The sequence below is a fragment of the Pseudomonas sp. TUM22785 genome (genome assembly GCF_028198105.1).
Classification (GTDB): Bacteria; Pseudomonadota; Gammaproteobacteria; order Pseudomonadales; family Pseudomonadaceae; genus Metapseudomonas; species Metapseudomonas solani.
In genome coordinates, this window is the sequence record NZ_CP116239.1 from 642,920 (window position 1) to 663,185 (window position 20,266).

Genomic DNA, 20,266 nt, shown 5'->3' on the forward strand with positions numbered 1-20,266 from the left:
CATACTTTCGCCAAGTCGGCTTTGTATGGGCGATCCCCTGGAAGCTGTTTACCTGAGGGTGCGGGAGGTGAGGTCAGGGATGGATAAGGTCCAGCTGTTGCTCAGCCACTACGCCGAGAGCCGTTACACGCGGCAGCTCAACAAAGGCTTTGGATGGCTGCGTTTCGAGCCCGAACTGGAGGCGGAGTACCGCATCTCCAATTACCGGGCCTTTCGCAACACGCGCATCGGGGCCATTTCGATCCTGCTGCTGGCGCTGCTGTTTTTTCTCGGTGTCGATGTCTTCTACGCCCTGCGCCATTACGACGCGACGCTGACCCCGGCGATCTTCGCCATGCGCCTGGTGGCCCTGGCCGGGATCATGCTCTCGGCCACCATGGTGCTGCAGGGCAACGACCGCAGTGCCGGGGCCTTCTGGGTGCCCTGCGCGATATTCGTCATCAGCGCCACGACCCTGGCCAGCACCATCCTCTACATGCAGGTGCTGGACGACGTGGGCATGCCCTTCAACATCGACGGCATGATCCTGGTGCTGATCGCCATCTTTTTTCCCGTGGGCTACAGCTACTGGGGGTCGGTGGTGTGCGCGGTGATCACCTTCATCGCCATGCTGGTGCTGATCCCGCTCTACCTGCCGGAAGGCTACCTCGACGACTTCGTCGCGCTGTCCATCTACCCGCTGGTCGCCATGTGCTTCACCGGCATGTCGCGCTACTTCCAGGAGTCGGCCACGCGGCGCCAGTTCCTCACCCGCGCGGCGCTCAAGGAGCTGGCCGACAGCGACAGCCTGACCGGCCTGTGCAACCGGCGCATGTTCGAGATCCTGCTGGATCGTTCCCTGCGTGAAAGCCAGCGCGAGCGCCATTGCCTGGGGCTGATGCTGGTGGATGTGGATTTCTTCAAACGCTACAACGACCTCTACGGCCACCCGGCCGGGGATGCGGTGCTCAAGGCGGTGGCCGAGGCCCTGCAGAGCACGCCCCGGCGCTCCCTGGACTTCGCCGCGCGGCTTGGTGGCGAGGAGTTCGCCCTGGTGTTCTGCGACCTGGTGCCGGTGTTCGCCGAGCGGGTGGCGGAAGAGGTGCGCCGGCGCATCGAGGGGTTGGCCATTCCCCATGAGGGCTCCAGTATCGGCCCGGTGCTGACCGTCAGCGTCGGCATGGCCCTGAGCCAGCCCGGCGACACGCGCGACAGCCTCTACAAACGGGCGGACGAGGCGCTCTACACCTCGAAAGGGGAGGGCCGCAACCGCGCGACCCTGGCCGCCGAAGTGGGCTGAGCCCCCTCGGGTGATGTTTTTTTCATCCTTCCTTCACCGCGTTTTCACTCCTTCCCGGTCACTCTCGCCTCGCGCTGGGCAGACCGGGTCCGTGTCCGCGCAGAGGGTTGCATCCATCAGGCAGCCACATCCGTGCGGGCCCCGGGAGTCGTGATGAATAAATTGCCCCAGATCACCCTGGCCTTCTGGATCATGAAGATCTGCGCCACCACCCTGGGCGAGACCGCCGGGGACCTGCTGTCGATGACCCTGGACGTTGGCTACGCCATCAGCTCGCTGATCCTCATCAGCGCCTTCTTCGCCACCCTGCTCACGCAGCTGGCGAGCAAGCGCTACAACCCGCTGGTGTACTGGGCGGTGATCCTCTCCACCAGCACCGCCGGCACCACCATGTCGGACTTCATGGACCGCACCCTGGGCCTGGGCTATGCCACCGGCTCGGCGATCCTGGTGGGCATCCTGCTGTGCATCTTCGCGCTGTGGCGGGTCACCGAGGGGTCGCTGTCGGTGGACCGCATCCGTTCGCGGCGCGGCGAGCTGTTCTACTGGGGCGCGATCCTCTTCTCCAACACCCTGGGCACGGCGCTGGGCGACTTCCTCGCCGATGACTCCGGGCTCGGCTTCGCCGGTGGCGCCTTGCTGATCGGCGGTGCCCTGGCGCTGGTGGTGGCGGCCCATTACTTCACGCGCATCTCCACCGTGCTGCTGTTCTGGCTGGCCTTCGTGCTCACCCGGCCCTTCGGTGCGACCCTGGGCGACGTGCTGACCAAGACCCACGAGAAGGGCGGGCTGGACTTCGGCACCGTCGGCTCCTCCCTGGTGCTCGGTGGCGTGCTGCTGGTGCTGGTGGTGTACGCGACCTGGGTGCAGCGCCAGCGCGCCGCCTACGCGGGGCTGACGCTGGTGCGCACGCCTCAGCGATAGGCCGAGGCGGCGAGGGCGCGGGCGAGGCTCATGTCGTCGGCGCGCGCCGTCGCCGGTTGTCGGTGCAGTTCCTGCAGGGCGCGCTCCAGCTGCGCGCCACGGATGCGCCCATCGCTGGCGACGAAGGCCATCGCATCATCCCGCGCCTGGGCCTGGATGCCCGGCTGGCGCTCTTCCTGGCTGAGGTTGCTGGTCGTGGCCGGCGCGAAGGTGATGGCCGCGCTGCTGCTGAGCAGCCAGGAGCCGGAGCCTTCGTCGGCCAGCGCGGCGGCTGGCAGGGCCAGCAGCGCGAGGCAGAGCGGGAGTGTCGGGCGCATGGTTCGTCCTTGAGGCTCGGGGTCAGGGCAGGGTCTTCAGGGCCGCGCAGCTGGCTTCGTAGCGCTGGCCACAGGCGGCCTGGTAGAGGCGCCGGGCCTGGTCCGGGTCACGTGGCACGCCCTGTTCGCCCTTGAGGTAGAGGCTGCCGAGCACATGCTGGGCCATCGGGTTGCCGGTGGCGGCGGACTGGTTGAGGTACTGCAGCATCGCTTGCTGGTTGGCGTAGGCCGGGTCGTTACGCCCGGTGTAGAGGTAGGCGAGGCTCACCGCCGCCATGGCGTGGCCCTTGTCGGCGGCACGCTTCCACCAGAACTCCGCCTGCTTGAGGTCGGCGGGCTTGGCCACGAAGAAGTGGCTGCCCAGCTGGAACTGCGCTTCCAGGTCGCCGCGCTCGGCGTTGGTGCGCAGCAGTTCCAGGGGCGTGGGCTGGTCCTGCACCTGGTTGGGCAGGCGCTGCGGCGGCGCCTCGGGCTTGGGCTGGTCATGGCTACAGCCGGCCAGCAGGGCCAGGGCGCAGAGCGCTGCCAGGTGTATCGCTTTCATCCATTCACTCCTGCCGCCGCCAGGTTTTGCGGCGTGCTTCATACGGTAGTCAGACGGCGTATCCGACAACAGCTTTTGCCAGGGGTGCAACGCCATCCTGTGAGCCGGTCGCGATCGTCGGCATTTCGTCGCTTGGCTTTGTGAAAATCAGATGCTAGATTTTCATGAAATTTATCAATTCAAATTTCATGAGGCCTCGCATGTTCAAGCAATCCGCCCAGCATGTCGGCACCTTCTACGCCGCCACCTACCCCGGTTCCATTCCGCTGCGTCCGCGCCTGCAGGGCAGCCTGGACAGCGAGGTGCTGATCATCGGCGCCGGCTTCAGCGGCCTGCACACCGCGTTGCGCCTGGCCCTGGCCGGCAAGCGCGTGGTGCTGCTGGAAGCCAGCCGGGTGGCCTGGGCCGCGTCCGGGCGCAATGGCGGGCAGGCGTTGCTGGGCTGGTCCTGCGATATGCCGCCGCTGGAGAAGGCCCTGGGGCAGGAGCGCACCCGCCGCCTCTGGGACAGCATGCGCTGGGCCGCAGGCGAGATGCGCGAGCTGCCGCAGCGCCACGGCTTCGATGTCGACTACCGCGTCGGCAGCCTGTGGACGGCGGTGCTGGAGCGCCGCGTCGAACTGCTGCGCGAGGCCCAGCGCGACGCCGAGCAGAAGTGGGGCTACGACGCCATGCGCCTGATCGAGCGTGACGAGCTGCCGGAGTGGATCGCCAGCCCGCGCTACAAGGCCGCGCTCTATGACCCGGAAGCGGCCCACCTCAACCCGCTGAAGCTGGCCCAGGGCCTGGCTGCCGCCATCGAAGCCGCCGGCGGGCACATCTTCGAACAGAGCCAGGTGCTGGAATACCGCGAGACGCCGGCCGGCTACGTGGCGCGCACCCCCGAAGGCGAGGTGCGTGGCGATGTGCTGGTGCTGGCCTGCAACGCCTATGTCGATGGCCTCGACCGCCAGCTGTCCTCGCGCCTGCTGCCGGTGGGCTCCTACCAGGTGGCCACCGCGCCCCTGGACCCGGAGCTGGCGCGCTCGCTGCTGCCGAGAAACAGCTGCGTGATCGACAACCAGTTCGTGCCCGACTACTTCCGCCTCACCCCCGACCACCGCCTGCTGTTCGGCGGCGGCTGCACCTACCTGGGCGGCCTGCCCAAGGATGTGCCTGCCGCCACCCGGCCCTACCTGGAGCGCGTGTTCCCGCAGCTCAAGGGCGTGCAGATCGACTACGGCTGGGGCGGGCACATCGACGTCACCATGAAGCGCACCCCCGACATCGGCCGCCAGGGCCAGCGTTACTGGCTGCAGGGCTTCTCCGGCCACGGCATCCTGCCGACCCTCGCCGGCGCCCGCGCGGTGGCCGACGCCATCCTCGGCGACGAGCAGCTGCTCGCGCTCTACCAGGGCCTCGACAACCCGCGCTTCCCCGGCGGCTCGCTGCTGGCCGCGCCGCTGGAAGCCGCCGGCAAAGCCTGGTATCGCTTGCGCGACCTGGCCTGACGCCGGCACCGAAGGAGATTCGACATGGACATGCAAGACGAGATCGAAGGCCTCGCGATCCTCATCCGCGACCTGCGCAAGCACAAGAACCTGACCCTGGGCGAGCTGGCCGCGCGCATCGACCGCTCGGTGGGCTTCCTCTCCCAGGTGGAGCGCGGCCTGTCGCGCCCGACCGTGGCCGACCTCACCGCCATCAGCGAGGCGCTGGGCGTGCCCACCACCTACTTCTACAGCCTCAGCAAGCCCCGCGAGGTGCGCTGGGTGACCCGTCCCGGCGAGCGCCGCACGCTCTACTACGCCGGCGGCATCACTGATGTGCTGGCTTCGCCGAACATGTCGGCCGGCTTCTCCATGCTCGAAAGCCACCTGGAGCCCGGTGCTACCAGCGGCGAAGGCCACCTGGACGACAGCTCCGAGCAGGGCGGCTTCGTGCTCGAAGGCGAACTGAGCATCTGGCTCGACGACGCCGAGGAACCGGTGGTGCTGCACCCCAACGACAGCTTCCAGCTGCCGGCCCACGCGCAGTTCCGCTACGCCAACCTTTCCGATAGGCCCACCCGAGTCTTATGGGTATTCACCTAGAGCCGGCTTATGGCCGGCTGCGCGTCGGCGATGCGGCGTTGAAAGCGATCTCAGAATGCTCATTTACCGCTCGTAGACTCCGCTTCTTCGATCGCTTTCGCCTTGCCTCGCTCTAGCTCGCTCAGCCCTAAACCGACTCTTATCTCTTGCAGGACCACAGCGATGACAACAACAAACCCGCATCCCGACCTGCTCGCCGAAGTGCGGGCCTTCCGTGCCCGGTACCCGGAAATCCGCTACGTGGACCTGATCTGCCTGGACATCCCCGGGCACTTCTATGGCAAGCGCTACCCGGTGGAGATGCTGGAGAAGGTCGCCGGCGGCAGCCCGTTGAAGCTGCCGCAGAACTGCGTGCTGCTGGGCACCCAGGGCGGGCTGTACCCCATCGGTGACTACTGCTTCGCCGACGGTGACCCGGATGCGCCGCGACGCCTGGTGCCCGGCACGTTGAAGCCGGTGTGCTGGGAGCGCCAGCCCCTGGGGCAGATGCTGATCACCTCCGACGGCACCTCGGCGCCCATCGAGTTCGAGCCGCGCGAGGTGCTGGCCCGTGTGCTGCAGCGCCTGGCCCGTCGCGGCATCCGCCCGGTGGTGGCTTTCGAGCTGGAGTTCTACCTGTTCGACCGGAAGCTCAAGGACGGCCTGCCGCAGTTCCCTCGTGACGCCCTGTGCGACGACGAGGACGACCAGCCCAACATGCACATCGAGCGGCTGTCGCGCTTCTCCACCGTGCTCCACGAGATGGTCGAGGCGGCCAACCAGCAGGGCGTGGCGGCCAACGTCATCACCGCCGAGCTGGGCCCGGGGCAGTTCGAGATCAACTTCGGCCACTGCGACGACGGCCTGCAGGCCGCCGACTGGGCCGCCCTGTTCTGCCGCAGCACCCGGGGCGTGGCGCTGAAGCACGGCCACCGCGCCAGCTTCATGAGCAAGCCCTACCTGGACGCGCCGGGCAGCGGCATGCACGTGCACGTCAGCCTCTATGACGACGCGGGCAACAACCTGCTCGACGCCGACGGCCAGCGCCCCCTGCGCCATGCCGTGGCCGGCTGCCTGGAGCTGCTGCCGCACTGCATGCCGATCTTCGCCGCCAACCACAACGCCTTCCGCCGCTACGGCGCCATGGTCAACGCCGCCAGCCGCGCCAGCTGGGGCTTCGAAGACCGCGATGCGTGCATCCGCATCCCCGAATCCGACGGCCGCAACCTGCGTATCGAACACCGCCTGGCCGGCGCCGACGCCAACCCCTACCTGGTGCTGGCGGCCATCCTCACCGGCATGGAACACGGCCTCGACGCCGCCCGTGAACCCATCGCGCCACTCAACGAGGACCGCTCCAGCGGCATCGACTTCCCCACCGACATGCCCGCCGCCGTCACTGCCATGCGCCAGAGCGCCGCCGTCAATGCAGGCCTGGGCAGCGAGTTCGTGATGGTCTATTGCGAGAACAAGCGCCAGGAGTACCTCGACTTCATCAACGAAGTCAGCGCGCGGGAATATCGGTGGTACATGTAGCGGCGGGGCCGCAGCGGCAAGCAGCAAGCTTCAAGCGGCAAGTCAGTGGCATCGAGGCCCGGGAGCTGATCGGGGCGTAGGGTGGATGGCGCTTTTTCCATCCACCAGCGGTGTTCCCGGCGGCACCGAGCCGGGGCAGCGCTGCGCACTGCTTGGCGAATGAATTCGCCCCTACAAGGCGCCGAAGGCGGCCAACAGGTCTTCGACGAACGCCTGCTGCGCTTCGCTCGGCTCCCGGCCGCGGTGGTGGGTGAGGCGGAATTCCACGTCGAAGCCCAGGCGCTCGGGGAGCAGGGCGCGCAGTTGCCCGCGTGCCTCCCAGGGCGCGGCGATGTGGCGGGGCAGGTAGCCGATGTGGGCGCCGGAGAGGATCAGCGCCAGGGTGCCTTCCACCTGCTCGGTCACCGCGCTGCTGGCGGCGGACTGGAAGGGCTCGGCCTCGCCGATGAAGCGGTAGGGGTGCAGCACCCGGTCGCAGTGGCGCAGGTCGTCTTCGGTGATGCGCTTGCGCTCGAACAGCGGGTGCCCGGCGCCGCAGAACAGCAGTTGCTCCTCGACGAACAGCGGCTGGTGCGCCAGCGCCTGCTGGTTGCCGGAGAAGTAGCCGATGGCCAGGTGCAGCTGGTCCTGCAGCAAGCGCCGCTCCAGTTCGGCGGGCATGGCGCTGAGCAGCTCGATGCGCACCGCCTGGTTACGCGCGCGGAAGCGGCGGATGGCGTCGGCCAGGCGCAGCATCACCGTGTCGTCGAGGGATTCGGAGAGGCCGATGCGCAGCTCGCCCAGGAGCATGTCGGCCATGCCCCGCGCCTCGCCCTTGAAGGTCTCGATGGCGCCGAACAGCCGCCGCGTGGCCGTCAGCACCTGCTCGCCCTTGGGCGTGAGGCGGAAGCCGGCCTTGCCGCGCTCGCACAGGCGGAAACCCAGGCGTGTTTCCAGCTTGGCCATCTGCGTGCTGATGGTGGATTGGCCCACCCCCAGCGCGCCCTGGGCGGCGCTGAAGCCGCCGCTTTCCACCACGGTGACGAACAGCCTGAGCAGTTGCAGGTCCAGGTCCTGGAGTTGGGCGAGCATGGGAATCTCCAAACATCGATGGCGAGCGATGCCAAAGTAGAACACTTCATATTTATCCGAAGCAAAGCCCGGCGCAGGATTGCCCCATCACCGCTCCGGGAGCTTTCGCCATGCGCCTTTCCCTGTTGTTCGCCCTGCTCGCCGCCTGTGTCCTGCCCGCCCATGGGCAGGACCGGGAGCTGAACCTCTACAGCTGGTCCGCCTACATCCCGCCCCAGGCGCTGGAGCGCTTCAAGGCCGAGACCGGCATCCAAGTGAAGTACGACATCTTCGACAGCGCCGAGGCCCTCGACGCCAAGCTGATGACCGGCGGCAGCGGCTATGACGTGGTGTTCCCCGCCAGCAGCGGCCTGGCGCGGGCGATCAAGGCCAATGCGGTGCAGCCGGTGCAGCACGAGCAGCTGCACCACTACGCCAACCTCGACCCCCAGCTGCTGGCCAAGCTCGCCAGCGTCGACCCCGGCAACCGCTTCGGCGTGCCCTACACCTGGGGCACCATCGGCCTGGGGCTGAACCGCGATGCGGTGCAGAAACGCATCCCCGACGCGCCGCTCAACAGCCTCGACCTGCTGTTCAAGCCCGAGTACGCCAGCCGCCTGAAGGACTGCGGCATCGCCGTGATCGACTCGCCCCAGGAGGTCATAAGCGTCGCCCTGCACTACCTCGGCAAGGACCCGTACAGCACCGCCAAGGCCGACCTCGCGGCGGTCCATGAACTGCTCACCGCGTTGCAGCCGAACCTGCGCTACGTCGGCGCCGGCAAGCACATCAACGACCTGGCCAAGGGCGAAATCTGCCTGGCGCTGACCTACAACGGCGACGCCGCCATCGCCGCCGAGCAGGCCCGCGAGGCGAAGATGCCCTTCGAGGTGGTCTACCGCATCCCCCGCGAGGGCACGCTGATCTGGTTCGACACCCTGGCCATCCCCGCCGACGCGCCGCACCCCCAGGCGGCCCACGCCTTCATCGACTGGATGCTGCGCCCCGAGGCCATCGCCGAGCTGACCAACAGCCAGTTCTTCGCCAACGCCAACCAGGCCGCGACGCCCTTGCTGGACCCGGCGGTGGCCAACGACCCGGACATCTACCCGCCCCAGGCCGTGCGCGACCGCCTGTTCGGCGAGCGGGAACTGACCCTCAAGCAGCAGCGCGAGCGCACCCGCCTCTGGACGCGCTTCCGCACCCAGTACTGAAACCGCGCAGACGCACACCCCACCACCGATGGAGCCGATGACATGGAACACGCCTTCGACAACGACCAGGCCATCACCCGGCCGAGCCTGCTGGGCACGGCCGCCGAAGCCACCTACGCCGGCATCACCAGCTTCATGCGCCGGCGCTACAGCCGCGACCTCACCGGCGTCGACCTGGTGGTGAGCGGGGTGCCCTTCGACACCGCCACCACCAACCGCCCCGGCAGCCGCTTCGGGCCCCGCGCCATCCGCGCCGCCTCGGTGCAGATGGCCTGGGCGCGGCATTTTCCCTGGGAGTTCGACCCCTTCGACCACCTGGCGGTGATCGACTACGGCGACTGCGCCTTCGACCACGGCACGCCGCAGCACACGCCGGAGGCGATCCAGGCCCACGCCGCGCACATCCTCGACGCCGGCGCGGCGATGCTCACCCTGGGCGGCGACCACTTCATCAGCTACCCGCTGCTCAAGGCCCATGCGGCCAAGCACGGGCCGCTGTCGCTGATCCACTTCGACGCCCACAGCGACACCTGGCCGGACGAAGAGGGCCAGCGCATCGACCACGGCACCATGTTCTTCCACGCCGCCCGCGAGGGCCTGGTGGACCCGGCGCGCTCGGTGCAGATCGGCCTGCGCACCACCAACGACGACGTGATGGGCTTCCAGGTGCTGGACGCCCGCGAAGTGCACCGCCACACGCCCGAGCAGATCGCCGAGCGCATTCGCGCGCGGGTGGGGGACAACCCGGTGTACCTGACCTTCGACATCGACTGCCTCGACCCGGCCTTCGCCCCCGGCACAGGCACCCCCGTGTGCGGCGGGCTTTCCAGCCACCAGGCGCTGGAAATCCTCCGTGGCCTGCGCGGCATCAACCTGGTGGGCATGGACGTGGTGGAAGTGGCGCCGCCCTACGACAACGCCGAAGTCACCGCCCTGGCCGGCGCCACCCTGGCGATGGAAATGATCTGCCTGTACGCCGCGCGGCATAAGTTGGGAGAGCGGTAGGCGCGGCGCTGTGGGGAGCGAATTCATTCGCGAGCCGGTGCACGGACATCGCTGCTGAAGCCGCCCCCACAGGGTGGTCACCTGTAGCCCGGACTTCAGTCCGGGGAGGGGCGGTGGTACCTGGGGTAGGCGTTCGCGAGCAGAGCTCGCTCCTATGGAGGCGGTGCCAGCCGGGGGGATTCCCGGGCTGAAGCCCGGGCTACGGAGCGCTCTTGCTCGGTGGGAGCGAATTCATTCGCGAACGAGGTGAAGCACGAGCATCGCGGCTGAAGCCGCTCCCACAGGGTGGGCTACGGGATGCACCTGAAAAAAGCCACGGGCCCAAGGGTGGGCCCGTGGTTTCACGCACAACCGTCGATCATTGCTCGCAGGCCCAGGCGCGCCTCGCCGAACAGGCGCACGTCCATCAGCTTCGGGGCGCGGACGATGGGGCGGAAGTCCATGCGCTCGATGATGTCGCGCTCGATGTCGATGCCCGGCGCGACCTCGATCAGCTCCAGGCCCTCGGTGGTCAGGCGGAACACGCAGCGCTCGGTGACGTAGAGCACCGGCTTGGCGGATTCGGCGGCGAGGCGGCCGGCGAAGGTGCGGTGCTCCACCTCGCGCACGAACTTGCGCAGCTCGCCGTCCTTCACGATGCGCAGGGCGCCGTTCTCGATGCGGATGTCCTGCGGGCCGGCGCTGAAGGTGCCGACGAAGACGACCGCCTTGGCGTTCTGGCTGATGTTGATGAAGCCCCCGGCACCGGCCAGGCGCGTGCCGAACTTCGACACGTTGAGGTTGCCCGCCGCATCCGCCTGGGCCAGGCCGAGGAAGGCGAGGTCCAGGCCGCCGCCGTCGTAGAAGTCGAACTGGTAGGGCTGGTCGATCAGCGCGCTGTGGTTGCAGGCCGCGCCGAAGTCCAACCCCGAGGCGGGCACGCCGCCGATCACGCCGGGCTCGGCGGTGAGGGTGAGCAGGTCGATCACCCCTTCTTCCGCCGCCACCGCGGCCACGCCTTCGGGCATGCCGATGCCGAGGTTGACCACCGCCCCGGGTTTCAGCTCCAGCGCGGCACGGCGGGCGATGAGCTTGCGCAGGTCCAGCGGCATGGGCGGCAGGCTGCCCTCGGGCACCCGCACCTCGGCGGCGAAGGCCGGGTTGTAGGCGGTGGCGAAGGTCTGCTGGTGGTTCTCCGGGGCGGCGACCACCACGCAGTCGACGAGGATGCCGGGGATCTTCACCTGGCGCGGGTTGAGCGAGCCACGGGCGACCACCCGTTCCACCTGGGCGATCACCAGCCCGCCGGAATTGCGCGCGGCCATGGCGATGGCCAGGCTCTCGATGGTCAGCGCCTCGCGCTCCATCGTCAGGTTGCCGTCCTCGTCGGCGCTGGTGGCGCGGACCACCCCGACGTGGATGGGGAAGGCCTTGTAGAAGAGGTAGTCCTCGCCGTCGAGGGGCATGCGCCGCACCAGCTCCTCGGTGGTGCGGGCATTCAGCTTGCCGCCGCCGTGCTCGGGGTCGACGAAGGTGCCGAGGCCCACCCGCGACAGCTGCCCCGGCTTGCCGGCGGCGATGTCGCGGAACAACTGGGAGATCACCCCCTGGGGCAGGTTGTAGGCCTCGATGCGGTTCTCCACCGCCAGCTTCTGCAACCCCGGCACCAGCCCCCAGTGGCCGCCGATGACGCGGCGCACCAGCCCTTCATGGGCCAGGTGGTTGAGGCCCCGGCCCTTGCCGTCGCCCTGGCCGGCGGCATAGACCAGCGTCAGGTCGCGCGGCGCCTGCTCGGCCTGGAAGCGTTGCTCCAGGGCAATGGCGATGGCCTCGGCGAAACCGATGCCGACGAAGCCGCCGGTGGCCAGGTGGGCGTTGTCGGGGATACGCGCCACCGCCTCGGCGGCGCTCATCACTTTGCTCATGTCGTACCTCGAGCGTGGAAAGGGGGGCTGCCTGCTTCTACTCATCAGAAGCTGCCGAACAGGCTGCCGAGGGTGATCACCACCACCAGGGCGGCGAGGGGGAAGATCACCGTGTTCATGAAGATGAATTTGTAGGAATCGCGGTGGGTCAGCTTGCAGATGGCCAGCAGCGAGATCACCGCGCCGTTGTGGGGCAGGGTGTCCATGCAGCCGGAGGCCATGGCGGCGACCCGGTGCAGCAGCTCGGGACTGATGCCGGCGGCGTTGGCCATCTCCAGGTACTGCGCGCCGAGGGTCTTGAGGGCGATGGACATGCCGCCGGAAGCGGAGCCGGTGATGCCGGCGAGGATGTTCACCGCCACCGCCTCGGACACCAGCGGGTTGCCCGGCACGCTCAGCACCAGGTCGCGGATCACCACGAAGCCGGCGAGGGAGGCGATCACCGTGCCGTAGCCCACCTCGGAGGCGGTGTTGAGGATCGGCAGCATGGAGCCGAAGGTGCCGTCGTTGAGGCTCTGCTTCAGGTCCACCCAGCGCCGCCAGTGCAGGCCGATGAGCAGCAGCACGGCGGCGCCTAGGGCGACGATGATCGACCAGATGCCGATCACCGACTTGGCGTCCTGCAGGCCGCCGAATTCGGGCTTGGCCAGGTAGCTGGTGTCGAGGTTGGGTAGCACCTGCTTGGCCATCAGGAAGTTCAGCGCGATCACCAGCAGGATCGGCAGCAACGCCAGCCAGAAGCCGGTCACCGGCAGGCCGCTCTGCTCGGTGGGGTCGTCCTTGTGGCTGCCGTAGCCTTCGCCGGCGGCCATCAGCGTGCGGGCCTGGGCGGCGAGCCACCAGCTGCCGAGGCCGAGCATGATCAGCCCGCCGATCAGCCCGAGGATGGGCGCGGCGAAGGCGTCGGTGCCGAAGAAGGGACTGGGGATGGCGTTCTGGATCGCCGGGGTGCCGGGCAGGGCGGTCATGGTGAAGGTGAAGGCGCCCAGGGCGATGGCGCCGGGCAGCAGGCGCTTGGGAATGCCCGCCTCGCGGAACAGCGCGGTGCCGATGGGGTACACGGCGAAGGCCACCACGAACAGCGACACGCCGCCGTAGGTCAGCAGCCCGCAGGCCAGCACGATGGCGAGGATGGCCCGCTCGCGCCCCAGCCGGGTGACGATGCCCTGGGCAATGGCGCGGGCGGAGCCGGAGTCATCCATCAACTTGCCGAAGATGGCGCCGAGCAAAAACAGCGGGAAGAACTGGATCAGGTAGCCGCCCAGGGACTTCATGAACACCTGGGTGTAGGTGGGCAGCATCAACGCCGCATCACCGGCGAACAGCACCGCCAGCAGCGCCATCAGCGGCGCGAGGATCAGCACGTTGTAGCCGCGATAGGCCAGGAACATCAGCAGTGCGAGGGACAGCAGGATTCCGAGGGTACCCATGGGATTTCCTTCTTGTTGTTGTTTTGAACCGCCGCAGCGGCCGGGCCTGGGTCGGCCCTTTGCCGGTATAGAGCGAAAGCTGTGCCAAGTGGGCTGAAAAGCCCTGGGGAAGGCGCTGGTAGTGGGATTGGGGAAATTAGCGGGGAGACGAGGACGCGCTTGAAGTGTCCACTCCCTTGGACGGTGTCTTTTTTATTGGACGCCAATTTCGAGTCTTGTCCAAAAATATGGACACTCCATGACCCGCCGCGAGGTCCCCGGGCTGTAGGGTGGATGGCGCTTTTCCATCCACCAACGCGCCCGCCCCCAATCACCGTGGCCGCAGGGAATGCACGCCCTGCCCGGCGACCAACCCCGCACCGCGTGGATCGATGAAGCGCGATCCACCCTACGCCGGCCTGGGGATTTTGTAGGGTGGATGGCGCTTTTCCATCCACCACCGCGCCCACCCCCAACACCGTGGCCGCAGGGAATGCACGCCCTGCCCGGCAATCGACCCCGCCCCGCGTGGATCGATGAAGCGCGATCCACCCTACGCCGCCTGGGCGTTCCGTGGGGTGGATGCCGCTTCTCCATCCACCGACGTACCGACCCGTAGCCCGGGCTTCAGCCCGGGTAAGCCGCCCGGCTACAACCCGTGCGCCTGGAGCTTGTTGTAGAGGCTGGCGCGGGCGATGCCGAGGCGTTCGGCGGCCTGGGTGCGGTTGCCGTCGCAGGCGGCGAGGGCGGTGAGGATGGCCGCGCGTTCCGCCTCGGCGAGGCTGTCCGCCAGCGGGCGCACGGCGGGAGATGCGGGCTCGTCAGCCGCTGCGGGCGCGGGGGTGGGGGTGGGGACGGCCGGTTGTGGGTCCACCAGCAGGCTGCGTAGGTCACGCGCCTCCAGCGGGCGGTTGCCATCGCCCAGCAGCTGCGCCCGTTCCAGCAGGTTGCGCAGCTCGCGCACGTTGCCCGGCCAGGGCTGGGCGCAGAGCAGGTCGAGGGCGCCCTGCTGCAGTTCCAGCGGCGGCTGGCCGGAGCGGGTGGCGATGTCGTCGAGCAGGTAGTCCACCAGCGCCGGCAGGTCTTCCCGGCGCTCGCGCAGGGGCGGCACGCGCAGGGCGAGGACGTTGAGGCGGTAGTAGAGGTCTTCGCGGAATTCGCCAGCGGCCACCTTGGCCTCCAGGTCCACATGGGTGGCGGCGATCACCCGCACGTTCAGGGTCTTCACCTGGTTGGAGCCCAGCGGCTCCACCTCCTGCTCCTGCAGCACACGCAGCAGCTTGGCCTGCAGCGGCAGGGGCAAATCGCCGATCTCGTCGAGGAACAGCGTGCCGCCGTCGGCCAGCTCGAACTTGCCGGCCCGCGCGCGGCGGTCGGCCCCGGTGAAGGCGCCCGGCGCGGTGCCGAACAGCTCCGCCTCCACCAGGGATTCCGGGATGGCCGCCACGTTCACCGCCACGAAGGGCCCGCTGGCCCGCAGCGACAGGTTGTGGATGCCCTGGGCGAGCAGCTCCTTGCCGGTGCCGGTCTCGCCGCGCAGCAGCACGGTGGCGTCCAGCTGGGCGGCGCGGCGGGCCTGGCGCTTCACCTCGCTGGCGGCGGCGCTGGTGCCGATGAAGCCGGCGATGGTGTAGCGCGCACGGCGGGCGCGGGCCAGCTCGTGCTGGGCGGCGGCCAGCTGGGTCTGCAACTGGTTGTACTTGGCCATGACCGGCTGCAGGTGGCGGGCGCGGTCGAACAGCACGAAGCCGAGGGCGCCGACCAGAGTGCCGTCCTCGTCGCGCAGGGGGATGCGGGTGACCACGAAGTGCTCGTCGCCGAAGGCCATCAGGTCGAGCATGCTCGGCAGCCCGTTGCCCACCACCTCGCGCAGGCGGCTGGCCGGCAGCACCTCCTCCACCTCCTTGCCGAGCACGCTGCGCGGGTCGGCGATGCCGATCTTCTGCGCGTACTTGTCGTTGATCCAGACAATCCGCGCCTGGCGGTTCACCGCGATGGTGCCCTCGCACTGGGCGTTGAGGTGGTCGAACAGCAGGGGCATCGCCACGGCGCGGAAACGCTCGGGCGAGACGCCGATGATCAGGCCGTGTTCGTCGAGGTCGTCGCGGGAGATGGCCATGGGCGGTGAGGTCCGGAGGGGCGGGAGCGACGGATTATGGGCGGGGCGCCGAAACATCGGCAAGGAACCCTTTGCGCTCGCCGGCAGTCGATCAGGAGGTAGACGAATTTCCCTACAAGGAGCTTTTGCATGGACCTGATCCGCATCCTCATCGCCATCATCCTGCCGCCGCTGGGCGTGTTCCTGCAGGTGGGGTTCGGCGGCGCCTTCTGGCTGAACATCCTCCTCACCCTGCTGGGCTACATCCCCGGCATCGTGCATGCGGTGTATATCATCGCCAAGCGCTAGTGGGCTGGTGAAAAACTAGCTGCGTTGCCGCTGCTGCGCTTCTCGGCGGACGGCTCAATGGAACGGGGACGCCATGCGTCCCCGACTCCGTTCTATTGCAGCGTGGCCCGTTCGCCGCCGTCGAACAGCTCCGCCACATCCTTCACCCGCACCCATTGGCGGCCCTGCCACTCCATGACGCTGAACTCCCTGCCCTGCCAGGTCACCCGGCGCTGGCGGGGCAGGTGCGGCGTGGCCTGGGAGCGCAGCGCGGGAATCACCTCGCCGGTGATCCACTGGCGCAGGCCACGGTGTTCGGGGTGATAGAAGTTGACCTTGAGCAGCTCGCACACGGCGCTCTCGCTGATCAGCAACAGGGTTTCCACCGCGCCCTGGTGGTTCTCCACGCGCTCGTTGCGCCACTGGTCCGGGTCCAGCTTGCGGGTCAGCTTGTCGTCGATATGGCGATTGGTGAGCGGGCCGAGGTCGCCGGCGACGACCCAGGCCTGGTCATCGATCAGCAGCGCGCGAAACGCGCGGTGATGGCGGTGGAAGACGCTGGGAACGAAATAGTCGTGGGACATGATGAGACTCCTTCCTTGCAGGGGAGCCGCCACCTGATCCAGGGCGCATAAGGGTGGCGGACCGTACGAGGTGTGGAATACCGGTCATGAACCAATACCGGCAGGCGTTAGCCCCCTCGCACGGTCCGCCATAGATGGCCAGACTCTCCGAAAACTGCTTTCTCTCGATGAGCCTGCTTATGGCGGTGTAGCGAAGTTCATGAATTCGGGATTCCACTCCCGGCCATGCCGAGGCATGACGGTGGGAGACGCTACAGAGCGCCTTTGTAGGACGGCAATGGCGAGGGTGGGTAGGAATCTTCGGAGAGACACGATGCAGTGATAAGGCCTGCCTCGCAAGAATGAAAAAGCCGCTCAATGCGCGGCTTGGTCACGGGGGGCGGTGATGGCCCATATGGACTCGGATCGTGGAGCAAAGATTATGAGTTGCCCAGAAAGGCTGCAAGCGCGTAGAAATCGGGCACAGCTTGGCGCAGGCACCGTTAGATGGTGCAAGGCACGTAAAAGCAGCGAGTGTGCCAGTAAACCTTGATTGGACGGTACTGTGTATTTTTATGAGTCAGGGCTATTTGCGCCGTTTCGATCATCGTTGGAGCGAGAGCCGCAGTTGCACGGAATCAAATTTACACTTGACTGAATATCAGTGATTTTTGACTTAGGGAAGTGCAATTGTAAATACGCATCAGAATTCCGCCGAGTATTTTTTGTAAAGTATTGCGCATAGCTGGGCTAGGATATTAATGAGAGCTGGCTCGGCTTCGCGGGGTATTTCTTGATGATCTAAAGAATCTAGTTGATGGACGTACTGATTTCGTATGGAGTAGATTCTTTTAGATAGAGCTGTTGCTGCGACCTCCGCCCATTTCTCCGGGGTTTCTGGGGCTCCGTCAGCGATTTCGTGACCAGCTAACGGGAAAGGAGGCAGGGCGGAAAGTAAGCATTTGTTGATCACTGATATATCTAGATTTTCAGGGCCGGCATCAATTATAAGTAACTTAAGTGAGTCTTGCTCAGCTCGCCTCCAAGCAAGTTTATCTCGGAAGAGTCGAGCCAGCTCAACGCCTTTCATAGTTAGGCCTAAGTCGGCTTTTAGACGTAGGCATCGCGGTAGTGAATATAGCCACTCTAAACATCGGTAAAGGTCTATAAAGGCGTGTTTGAAATGAGCCGCTGTCATGGCAACGCGTGCATTGTCTATTGGGAAGTGCCACAAGTTTTCGTTATATATTTCTTCAATGTGCTGAATGGCCTTTGCTGGTATGTGCGAAGGGGTATTGCTTTTCCAACACGATGAAATCAAGTAAGAAAACCAGAAGACTGATCTTCCCGCTAGTGGTGAATTAGTATTCACGCGGTGGACGGAAAATGATTCGTAGAACGGGTAAAAATCAGAAACGGGAGTGCCTTTGTATTCCGGTTCGCGCTCTTGCCACTTAATGGAGTTTTCTGCTTCGAGTTTTCTACGAAAATCAAGCAGAATGATGTTGTGAGCTCTCAAAAGCATAAAAAATGTTTCTTGGTTTTCATTGTCTTGAGTACAGCTCATAGACTCAAGTGCTCTGCAAAATTCTTCGTCCTGTATCTCAAGCTCATGTGAAGATACTGAAAGCCATAATGTTTTAGAGTGTATAGCCACGTCTTCAGGAAGCGCGCCCTCGTAGCTTCCTGAATAGATCATAGATTCTTTGTCCAGTCTAATGCAGCTGACTACGTTACCCGCGCGCTCCCAGAGTGTTGACTCGAAAAGGCTCACCGTTACGTTGGCGAAGTTGTCGATCTCTATTAATTTAAGAGAATTGAAGAAATCGAAGTTAGACGGTGGGCAGAGGCTAAATCTTCCATGGGCATCAGAGCCAAAAATGTCTCTCTGAAGAGCTTCAGCTGCGGTTTTTCCAAGAAGTTTTGACATCAGTAGCCGGCCCGCCAGCAGGGAACCATATTGGGTAGGCTGTCACCATGTTTTATTGCTGAAAGGAATGCCCGATGGAAAACCTCCCGCTCAAAATCACCTACGCCGCCTGTTTTTCCCAAAAGCCTAATGCTAAGGATGTCTAGCTGCAAAAAAGCTCCAACTTCAGTGGGGGGTAAGTTATTTAGTTTGTCGGTTAATGATGAGATTGATTTAATGAGTAGTGTTGTATTTTCTTCATGTTTTTGGAAATCAAACTCGAATCCGGGTTCGCCATAAATCCACACCGCTGCTGCGCTAATAAATCCAATGATTGCAGCTCGAACTTTGAATATGTCTCTGCCTTCTGCAAATCGATTGTCATTGCCGTCAGCTTGATCTGTATTTGTATAGCGTGCAAAAGTTTTGTCTAGGTTAACTAGTAAGCGTAGAACTTCTATAAATCGTTTCAGGTTTGCTTCTTCAGCTGCTGATTCCGTGGCATCTATTCGGGCAAAGTCTTCGGCAACTCTTTCCTTGATATCGACGTTAGGTTTTCTAGAGGTAAATGCAAAATAGCCTTCAATAATTATGCTGCTTTGGTATTGCCCCCCGGTGCTTCTTCTGTTCCTGTCATCTATTTTGAATACTGATATGTCGGTTACGCGGGATTCAATTTCTTTTAGTAAGAAGGTGTAGACGGTTTCTAGCTGTCGCTTGATGTCCCATGGTACTTGTCCGGTGTTAAGTACAAGCATGCGATATATCAAGCTGTTAGCATTTTGGCCAATCCATAACTCGAGTCGAACAGGCTGTGAAATTATTTTTTCTTGGTCTTTTTCTAATGCTTCAAGTAGTGCAGTGGTGCGTTGCATTCCATCGATAATTGCTATTTGTGCAGGCTCAACTGCTTCAATTTGAGATGTAAGATTAATTATGTCTCCAGCTTCGGCAAGTCCTTTAAGTTTTGCCATTTCTGCCGCGTCATTTGGTACTACACCAATTACAATCGGTGGTAGTACGGCTCCGTGCAGAAGATCATCGATCATTCTGCCTCTGATTTTTATCGCGGTCTTTGTTTTTAAAGGAAGTCGCTGGCCGTCTAAGCCGCCGCGGTTATCGTAGGTCTTTTTGATGAACTCAAGATAGTCGCCTACTGTTGTTATTAGCGTCACTGAAAGGCAGTTGGAGCGATCGTCGCTCAACAATGCTTGGTTAGGTAGAACGTGCATGTTTCAGAGTTCTCCGCATGAGTTTTTCATATTTTTGGATTCATCCTAATATTCTTGAGCGTGTCTCCATTTCAGGATGAAAAGTCGACGCTCATGATAATAGTAGGCAGTCTAGGATTTCCATTATTCCCCTGTGCCTTAAAAATTTTGCACCATCCGGCACTTCGGAAACCCCGAACATCCCCAAAACTTCTGCCCCGCCTTCTGCCCCGACTTCACCGTTCTGATCACCAGCGCATTGCCGCACTTGGGGCATTGCCGCTCGGCCGTCGGGTCATTGCGGCGCTGTAGGTTCTGCACATGCTCGCGGTGGGTGGCGAGGGTGGGCGCGCGGCGGCCGGTTTGCAGGGCGCGGACCAGGGTGGCGACCTGGGCGTCGCTGAAGACCGGCTGCTGGAATGACTTGATGTAGCGGATGAAGCCGATGCCCTGGGTGACGTTGGCGGGCATGGCTGTCTTGAAGGTGCTGCCGCCGACGAAGGTGATGACCGAGTGCAGGTGCTCGGGGGCGATGCCTAGGGTGGCTTCCAGAGCCTTGAGGTGTTTGTAGTTCTGCCGCAGCGGGTTCTGGAACTTGTAGCTGTGCTTGTAGAGCTTCTGCGTCCACTGGGCCTGTTGTTCGCCGCCGAAGATCCAGCCGCTCATGTTCTTGGTCTCCAGCACGAAGATGCCGTAGCGGGAGAGGAAGACGTGGTCGATCTGGGTGGTGCCGTCGGGGGTGGCGAGGATGACGTTGTGCAGGCGCTGGTAGGTCTGCCTGTCCAGTTGCCAGTGGGCGAAGAGCCGGACGAGGAGTTCGCCGACATAGCCTTTGCCGAGGGGGGATTTGAGCAGGCCGATGAGGATCATCAGCGGGATGAACCAGGCGAGGGTGGTCCAGACCTGGGCGATGAGCGGTGTGAAGTCCATTTCCGTCACTCATGAGTCGTGAGTGGTCGGATAG

The 20,266-nt window shown here is 64.6% G+C and carries 18 protein-coding genes; 8 read left to right on the forward strand and 10 right to left on the reverse strand.

Features of this window, described 5'->3' with window-relative positions; all coding sequences use genetic code 11:
• The first annotated feature begins 79 nt into the window (after positions 1-79).
• Both PI990_RS02985 and PI990_RS02990 read left to right on the forward strand, forming a co-directional pair.
• A complete protein-coding gene (locus PI990_RS02985) occupies positions 80-1,279 on the forward strand; it encodes a GGDEF domain-containing protein (protein WP_184488524.1) in 1,200 nt (399 codons plus the stop codon).
• A 153-nt stretch (positions 1,280-1,432) separates the two neighbouring features.
• The gene (locus PI990_RS02990; protein WP_021221558.1) at positions 1,433-2,203 is read left to right on the forward strand and encodes a COG4705 family protein; all 771 of its coding nucleotides are present in this window, start codon (positions 1,433-1,435) and stop codon (positions 2,201-2,203) included.
• Here PI990_RS02990 and PI990_RS02995 read toward each other — a convergent pair.
• On the reverse strand, positions 2,194-2,520 hold the full coding sequence (locus tag PI990_RS02995) for a DUF2388 domain-containing protein (protein ID WP_271659790.1): 327 nt from the start codon (positions 2,518-2,520) through the stop codon (positions 2,194-2,196). The two genes, PI990_RS02990 and PI990_RS02995, sit on opposite strands and share 10 nt — an antisense overlap.
• 22 nt (positions 2,521-2,542) lie before the next feature.
• Positions 2,543-3,064 carry a tetratricopeptide repeat protein gene (locus PI990_RS03000; protein ID WP_021221560.1) on the reverse strand — a complete coding sequence of 174 codons (522 nt, stop codon included), beginning with the start codon at positions 3,062-3,064 and terminating at the stop codon, positions 2,543-2,545.
• Between the two features lie 200 nt (positions 3,065-3,264).
• On the opposite strand from PI990_RS03000, the gene PI990_RS03005 reads away from it, so the two are divergent.
• From PI990_RS03005 to PI990_RS03015, 3 genes are all read left to right on the forward strand, one after another.
• Positions 3,265-4,554, forward strand: coding sequence for an NAD(P)/FAD-dependent oxidoreductase (locus PI990_RS03005; RefSeq protein ID WP_271659791.1), 1,290 nt, complete (start codon positions 3,265-3,267; stop codon positions 4,552-4,554).
• Between the two features lie 24 nt (positions 4,555-4,578).
• A complete protein-coding gene (locus tag PI990_RS03010; RefSeq protein WP_043244086.1) occupies positions 4,579-5,136 on the forward strand; it encodes a helix-turn-helix domain-containing protein in 558 nt (185 codons plus the stop codon).
• Positions 5,137-5,298: 162 nt separating this feature from the next.
• The gene (locus PI990_RS03015) at positions 5,299-6,651 is read left to right on the forward strand and encodes a glutamine synthetase family protein (RefSeq protein WP_271659792.1); all 1,353 of its coding nucleotides are present in this window, start codon (positions 5,299-5,301) and stop codon (positions 6,649-6,651) included.
• A 171-nt stretch (positions 6,652-6,822) separates the two neighbouring features.
• Here the strand turns inward: PI990_RS03015 and PI990_RS03020 are convergent, their stop codons facing one another.
• The gene (locus tag PI990_RS03020; protein ID WP_271659793.1) at positions 6,823-7,722 is read right to left on the reverse strand and encodes a LysR family transcriptional regulator; all 900 of its coding nucleotides are present in this window, start codon (positions 7,720-7,722) and stop codon (positions 6,823-6,825) included.
• Positions 7,723-7,832: 110 nt separating this feature from the next.
• Here PI990_RS03020 and PI990_RS03025 point away from each other — a divergent pair, with 110 nt between their 5' ends.
• Both PI990_RS03025 and speB read left to right on the forward strand, forming a co-directional pair.
• Positions 7,833-8,915, forward strand: a complete 1,083-nt coding sequence (locus PI990_RS03025) for a polyamine ABC transporter substrate-binding protein (protein ID WP_271659794.1) — start codon at positions 7,833-7,835, stop codon at positions 8,913-8,915.
• Positions 8,916-8,957: 42 nt separating this feature from the next.
• Complete coding sequence (gene speB, locus PI990_RS03030; protein ID WP_271659795.1) at positions 8,958-9,920, forward strand: agmatinase; 963 nt, start codon at positions 8,958-8,960, stop codon at positions 9,918-9,920.
• 341 nt (positions 9,921-10,261) lie between these two features.
• Here the strand turns inward: speB and PI990_RS03035 are convergent, their stop codons facing one another.
• From PI990_RS03035 to PI990_RS03045, 3 genes are all read right to left on the reverse strand, one after another.
• The gene (locus PI990_RS03035) at positions 10,262-11,824 is read right to left on the reverse strand and encodes an acyl CoA:acetate/3-ketoacid CoA transferase (protein ID WP_271659796.1); all 1,563 of its coding nucleotides are present in this window, start codon (positions 11,822-11,824) and stop codon (positions 10,262-10,264) included.
• A 44-nt stretch (positions 11,825-11,868) separates the two neighbouring features.
• Positions 11,869-13,254 carry a GntP family permease gene (locus PI990_RS03040; protein ID WP_271659797.1) on the reverse strand — a complete coding sequence of 462 codons (1,386 nt, stop codon included), beginning with the start codon at positions 13,252-13,254 and terminating at the stop codon, positions 11,869-11,871.
• A 628-nt stretch (positions 13,255-13,882) separates the two neighbouring features.
• The gene (locus PI990_RS03045) at positions 13,883-15,352 is read right to left on the reverse strand and encodes a sigma-54 interaction domain-containing protein (protein WP_271659798.1); all 1,470 of its coding nucleotides are present in this window, start codon (positions 15,350-15,352) and stop codon (positions 13,883-13,885) included.
• A gap of 129 nt (positions 15,353-15,481) precedes the next feature.
• Here PI990_RS03045 and PI990_RS03050 point away from each other — a divergent pair, with 129 nt between their 5' ends.
• Positions 15,482-15,640: a YqaE/Pmp3 family membrane protein gene (locus PI990_RS03050; protein ID WP_009615518.1), complete on the forward strand. Its 159-nt coding sequence runs from the start codon at positions 15,482-15,484 to the stop codon at positions 15,638-15,640.
• 92 nt (positions 15,641-15,732) lie between these two features.
• Here PI990_RS03050 and PI990_RS03055 read toward each other — a convergent pair whose 3' ends face one another.
• The 4 genes from PI990_RS03055 to PI990_RS03070 all read right to left on the reverse strand — a co-directional run bounded on the left by PI990_RS03055 (position 15,733) and on the right by PI990_RS03070 (position 20,232).
• The gene (locus PI990_RS03055; RefSeq protein ID WP_271659799.1) at positions 15,733-16,203 is read right to left on the reverse strand and encodes a BRO-N domain-containing protein; all 471 of its coding nucleotides are present in this window, start codon (positions 16,201-16,203) and stop codon (positions 15,733-15,735) included.
• Between the two features lie 682 nt (positions 16,204-16,885).
• On the reverse strand, positions 16,886-18,112 hold the full coding sequence (locus tag PI990_RS03060) for a hypothetical protein (RefSeq protein ID WP_271659800.1): 1,227 nt from the start codon (positions 18,110-18,112) through the stop codon (positions 16,886-16,888).
• Complete coding sequence (locus PI990_RS03065) at positions 18,112-19,323, reverse strand: hypothetical protein (protein WP_271659801.1); 1,212 nt, start codon at positions 19,321-19,323, stop codon at positions 18,112-18,114. Before PI990_RS03065 ends, PI990_RS03060 begins: the two co-directional genes overlap by 1 nt.
• Before the next feature lie 138 nt (positions 19,324-19,461).
• Positions 19,462-20,232 (reverse strand): nuclease-related domain-containing protein, encoded by a 771-nt coding sequence (locus tag PI990_RS03070; protein ID WP_271659802.1) that lies wholly within the window; start codon positions 20,230-20,232, stop codon positions 19,462-19,464.
• Positions 20,233-20,266: the final 34 nt, after the last annotated feature.

What these genes read in the sequence shown, in the direction of transcription:
- PI990_RS02985 (WP_184488524.1), top strand. Translation starts at nt 80, where the DNA reads ATGGATAAGGTCCAGCTGTTGCTCAGCCACTACGCCGAGAGCCGTTAC.
- PI990_RS03025 (WP_271659794.1), top strand. Translation starts at nt 7,833, where the DNA reads ATGCGCCTTTCCCTGTTGTTCGCCCTGCTCGCCGCCTGTGTCCTGCCC.
- PI990_RS03065 (WP_271659801.1), bottom strand. Translation starts at nt 19,323, where the DNA reads ATGCACGTTCTACCTAACCAAGCATTGTTGAGCGACGATCGCTCCAAC.
- PI990_RS03040 (WP_271659797.1), bottom strand. Translation starts at nt 13,254, where the DNA reads ATGGGTACCCTCGGAATCCTGCTGTCCCTCGCACTGCTGATGTTCCTG.
- speB (WP_271659795.1), top strand. Translation starts at nt 8,958, where the DNA reads ATGGAACACGCCTTCGACAACGACCAGGCCATCACCCGGCCGAGCCTG.
- PI990_RS02990 (WP_021221558.1), top strand. Translation starts at nt 1,433, where the DNA reads ATGAATAAATTGCCCCAGATCACCCTGGCCTTCTGGATCATGAAGATC.
- PI990_RS03010 (WP_043244086.1), top strand. Translation starts at nt 4,579, where the DNA reads ATGGACATGCAAGACGAGATCGAAGGCCTCGCGATCCTCATCCGCGAC.
- PI990_RS03045 (WP_271659798.1), bottom strand. Translation starts at nt 15,352, where the DNA reads ATGGCCATCTCCCGCGACGACCTCGACGAACACGGCCTGATCATCGGC.
- PI990_RS03000 (WP_021221560.1), bottom strand. Translation starts at nt 3,064, where the DNA reads ATGAAAGCGATACACCTGGCAGCGCTCTGCGCCCTGGCCCTGCTGGCC.
- PI990_RS03070 (WP_271659802.1), bottom strand. Translation starts at nt 20,232, where the DNA reads ATGGACTTCACACCGCTCATCGCCCAGGTCTGGACCACCCTCGCCTGG.
- PI990_RS02995 (WP_271659790.1), bottom strand. Translation starts at nt 2,520, where the DNA reads ATGCGCCCGACACTCCCGCTCTGCCTCGCGCTGCTGGCCCTGCCAGCC.
- PI990_RS03055 (WP_271659799.1), bottom strand. Translation starts at nt 16,203, where the DNA reads ATGTCCCACGACTATTTCGTTCCCAGCGTCTTCCACCGCCATCACCGC.
- PI990_RS03005 (WP_271659791.1), top strand. Translation starts at nt 3,265, where the DNA reads ATGTTCAAGCAATCCGCCCAGCATGTCGGCACCTTCTACGCCGCCACC.
- PI990_RS03015 (WP_271659792.1), top strand. Translation starts at nt 5,299, where the DNA reads ATGACAACAACAAACCCGCATCCCGACCTGCTCGCCGAAGTGCGGGCC.
- PI990_RS03035 (WP_271659796.1), bottom strand. Translation starts at nt 11,824, where the DNA reads ATGAGCAAAGTGATGAGCGCCGCCGAGGCGGTGGCGCGTATCCCCGAC.
- PI990_RS03050 (WP_009615518.1), top strand. Translation starts at nt 15,482, where the DNA reads ATGGACCTGATCCGCATCCTCATCGCCATCATCCTGCCGCCGCTGGGC.
- PI990_RS03020 (WP_271659793.1), bottom strand. Translation starts at nt 7,722, where the DNA reads ATGCTCGCCCAACTCCAGGACCTGGACCTGCAACTGCTCAGGCTGTTC.
- PI990_RS03060 (WP_271659800.1), bottom strand. Translation starts at nt 18,112, where the DNA reads ATGTCAAAACTTCTTGGAAAAACCGCAGCTGAAGCTCTTCAGAGAGAC.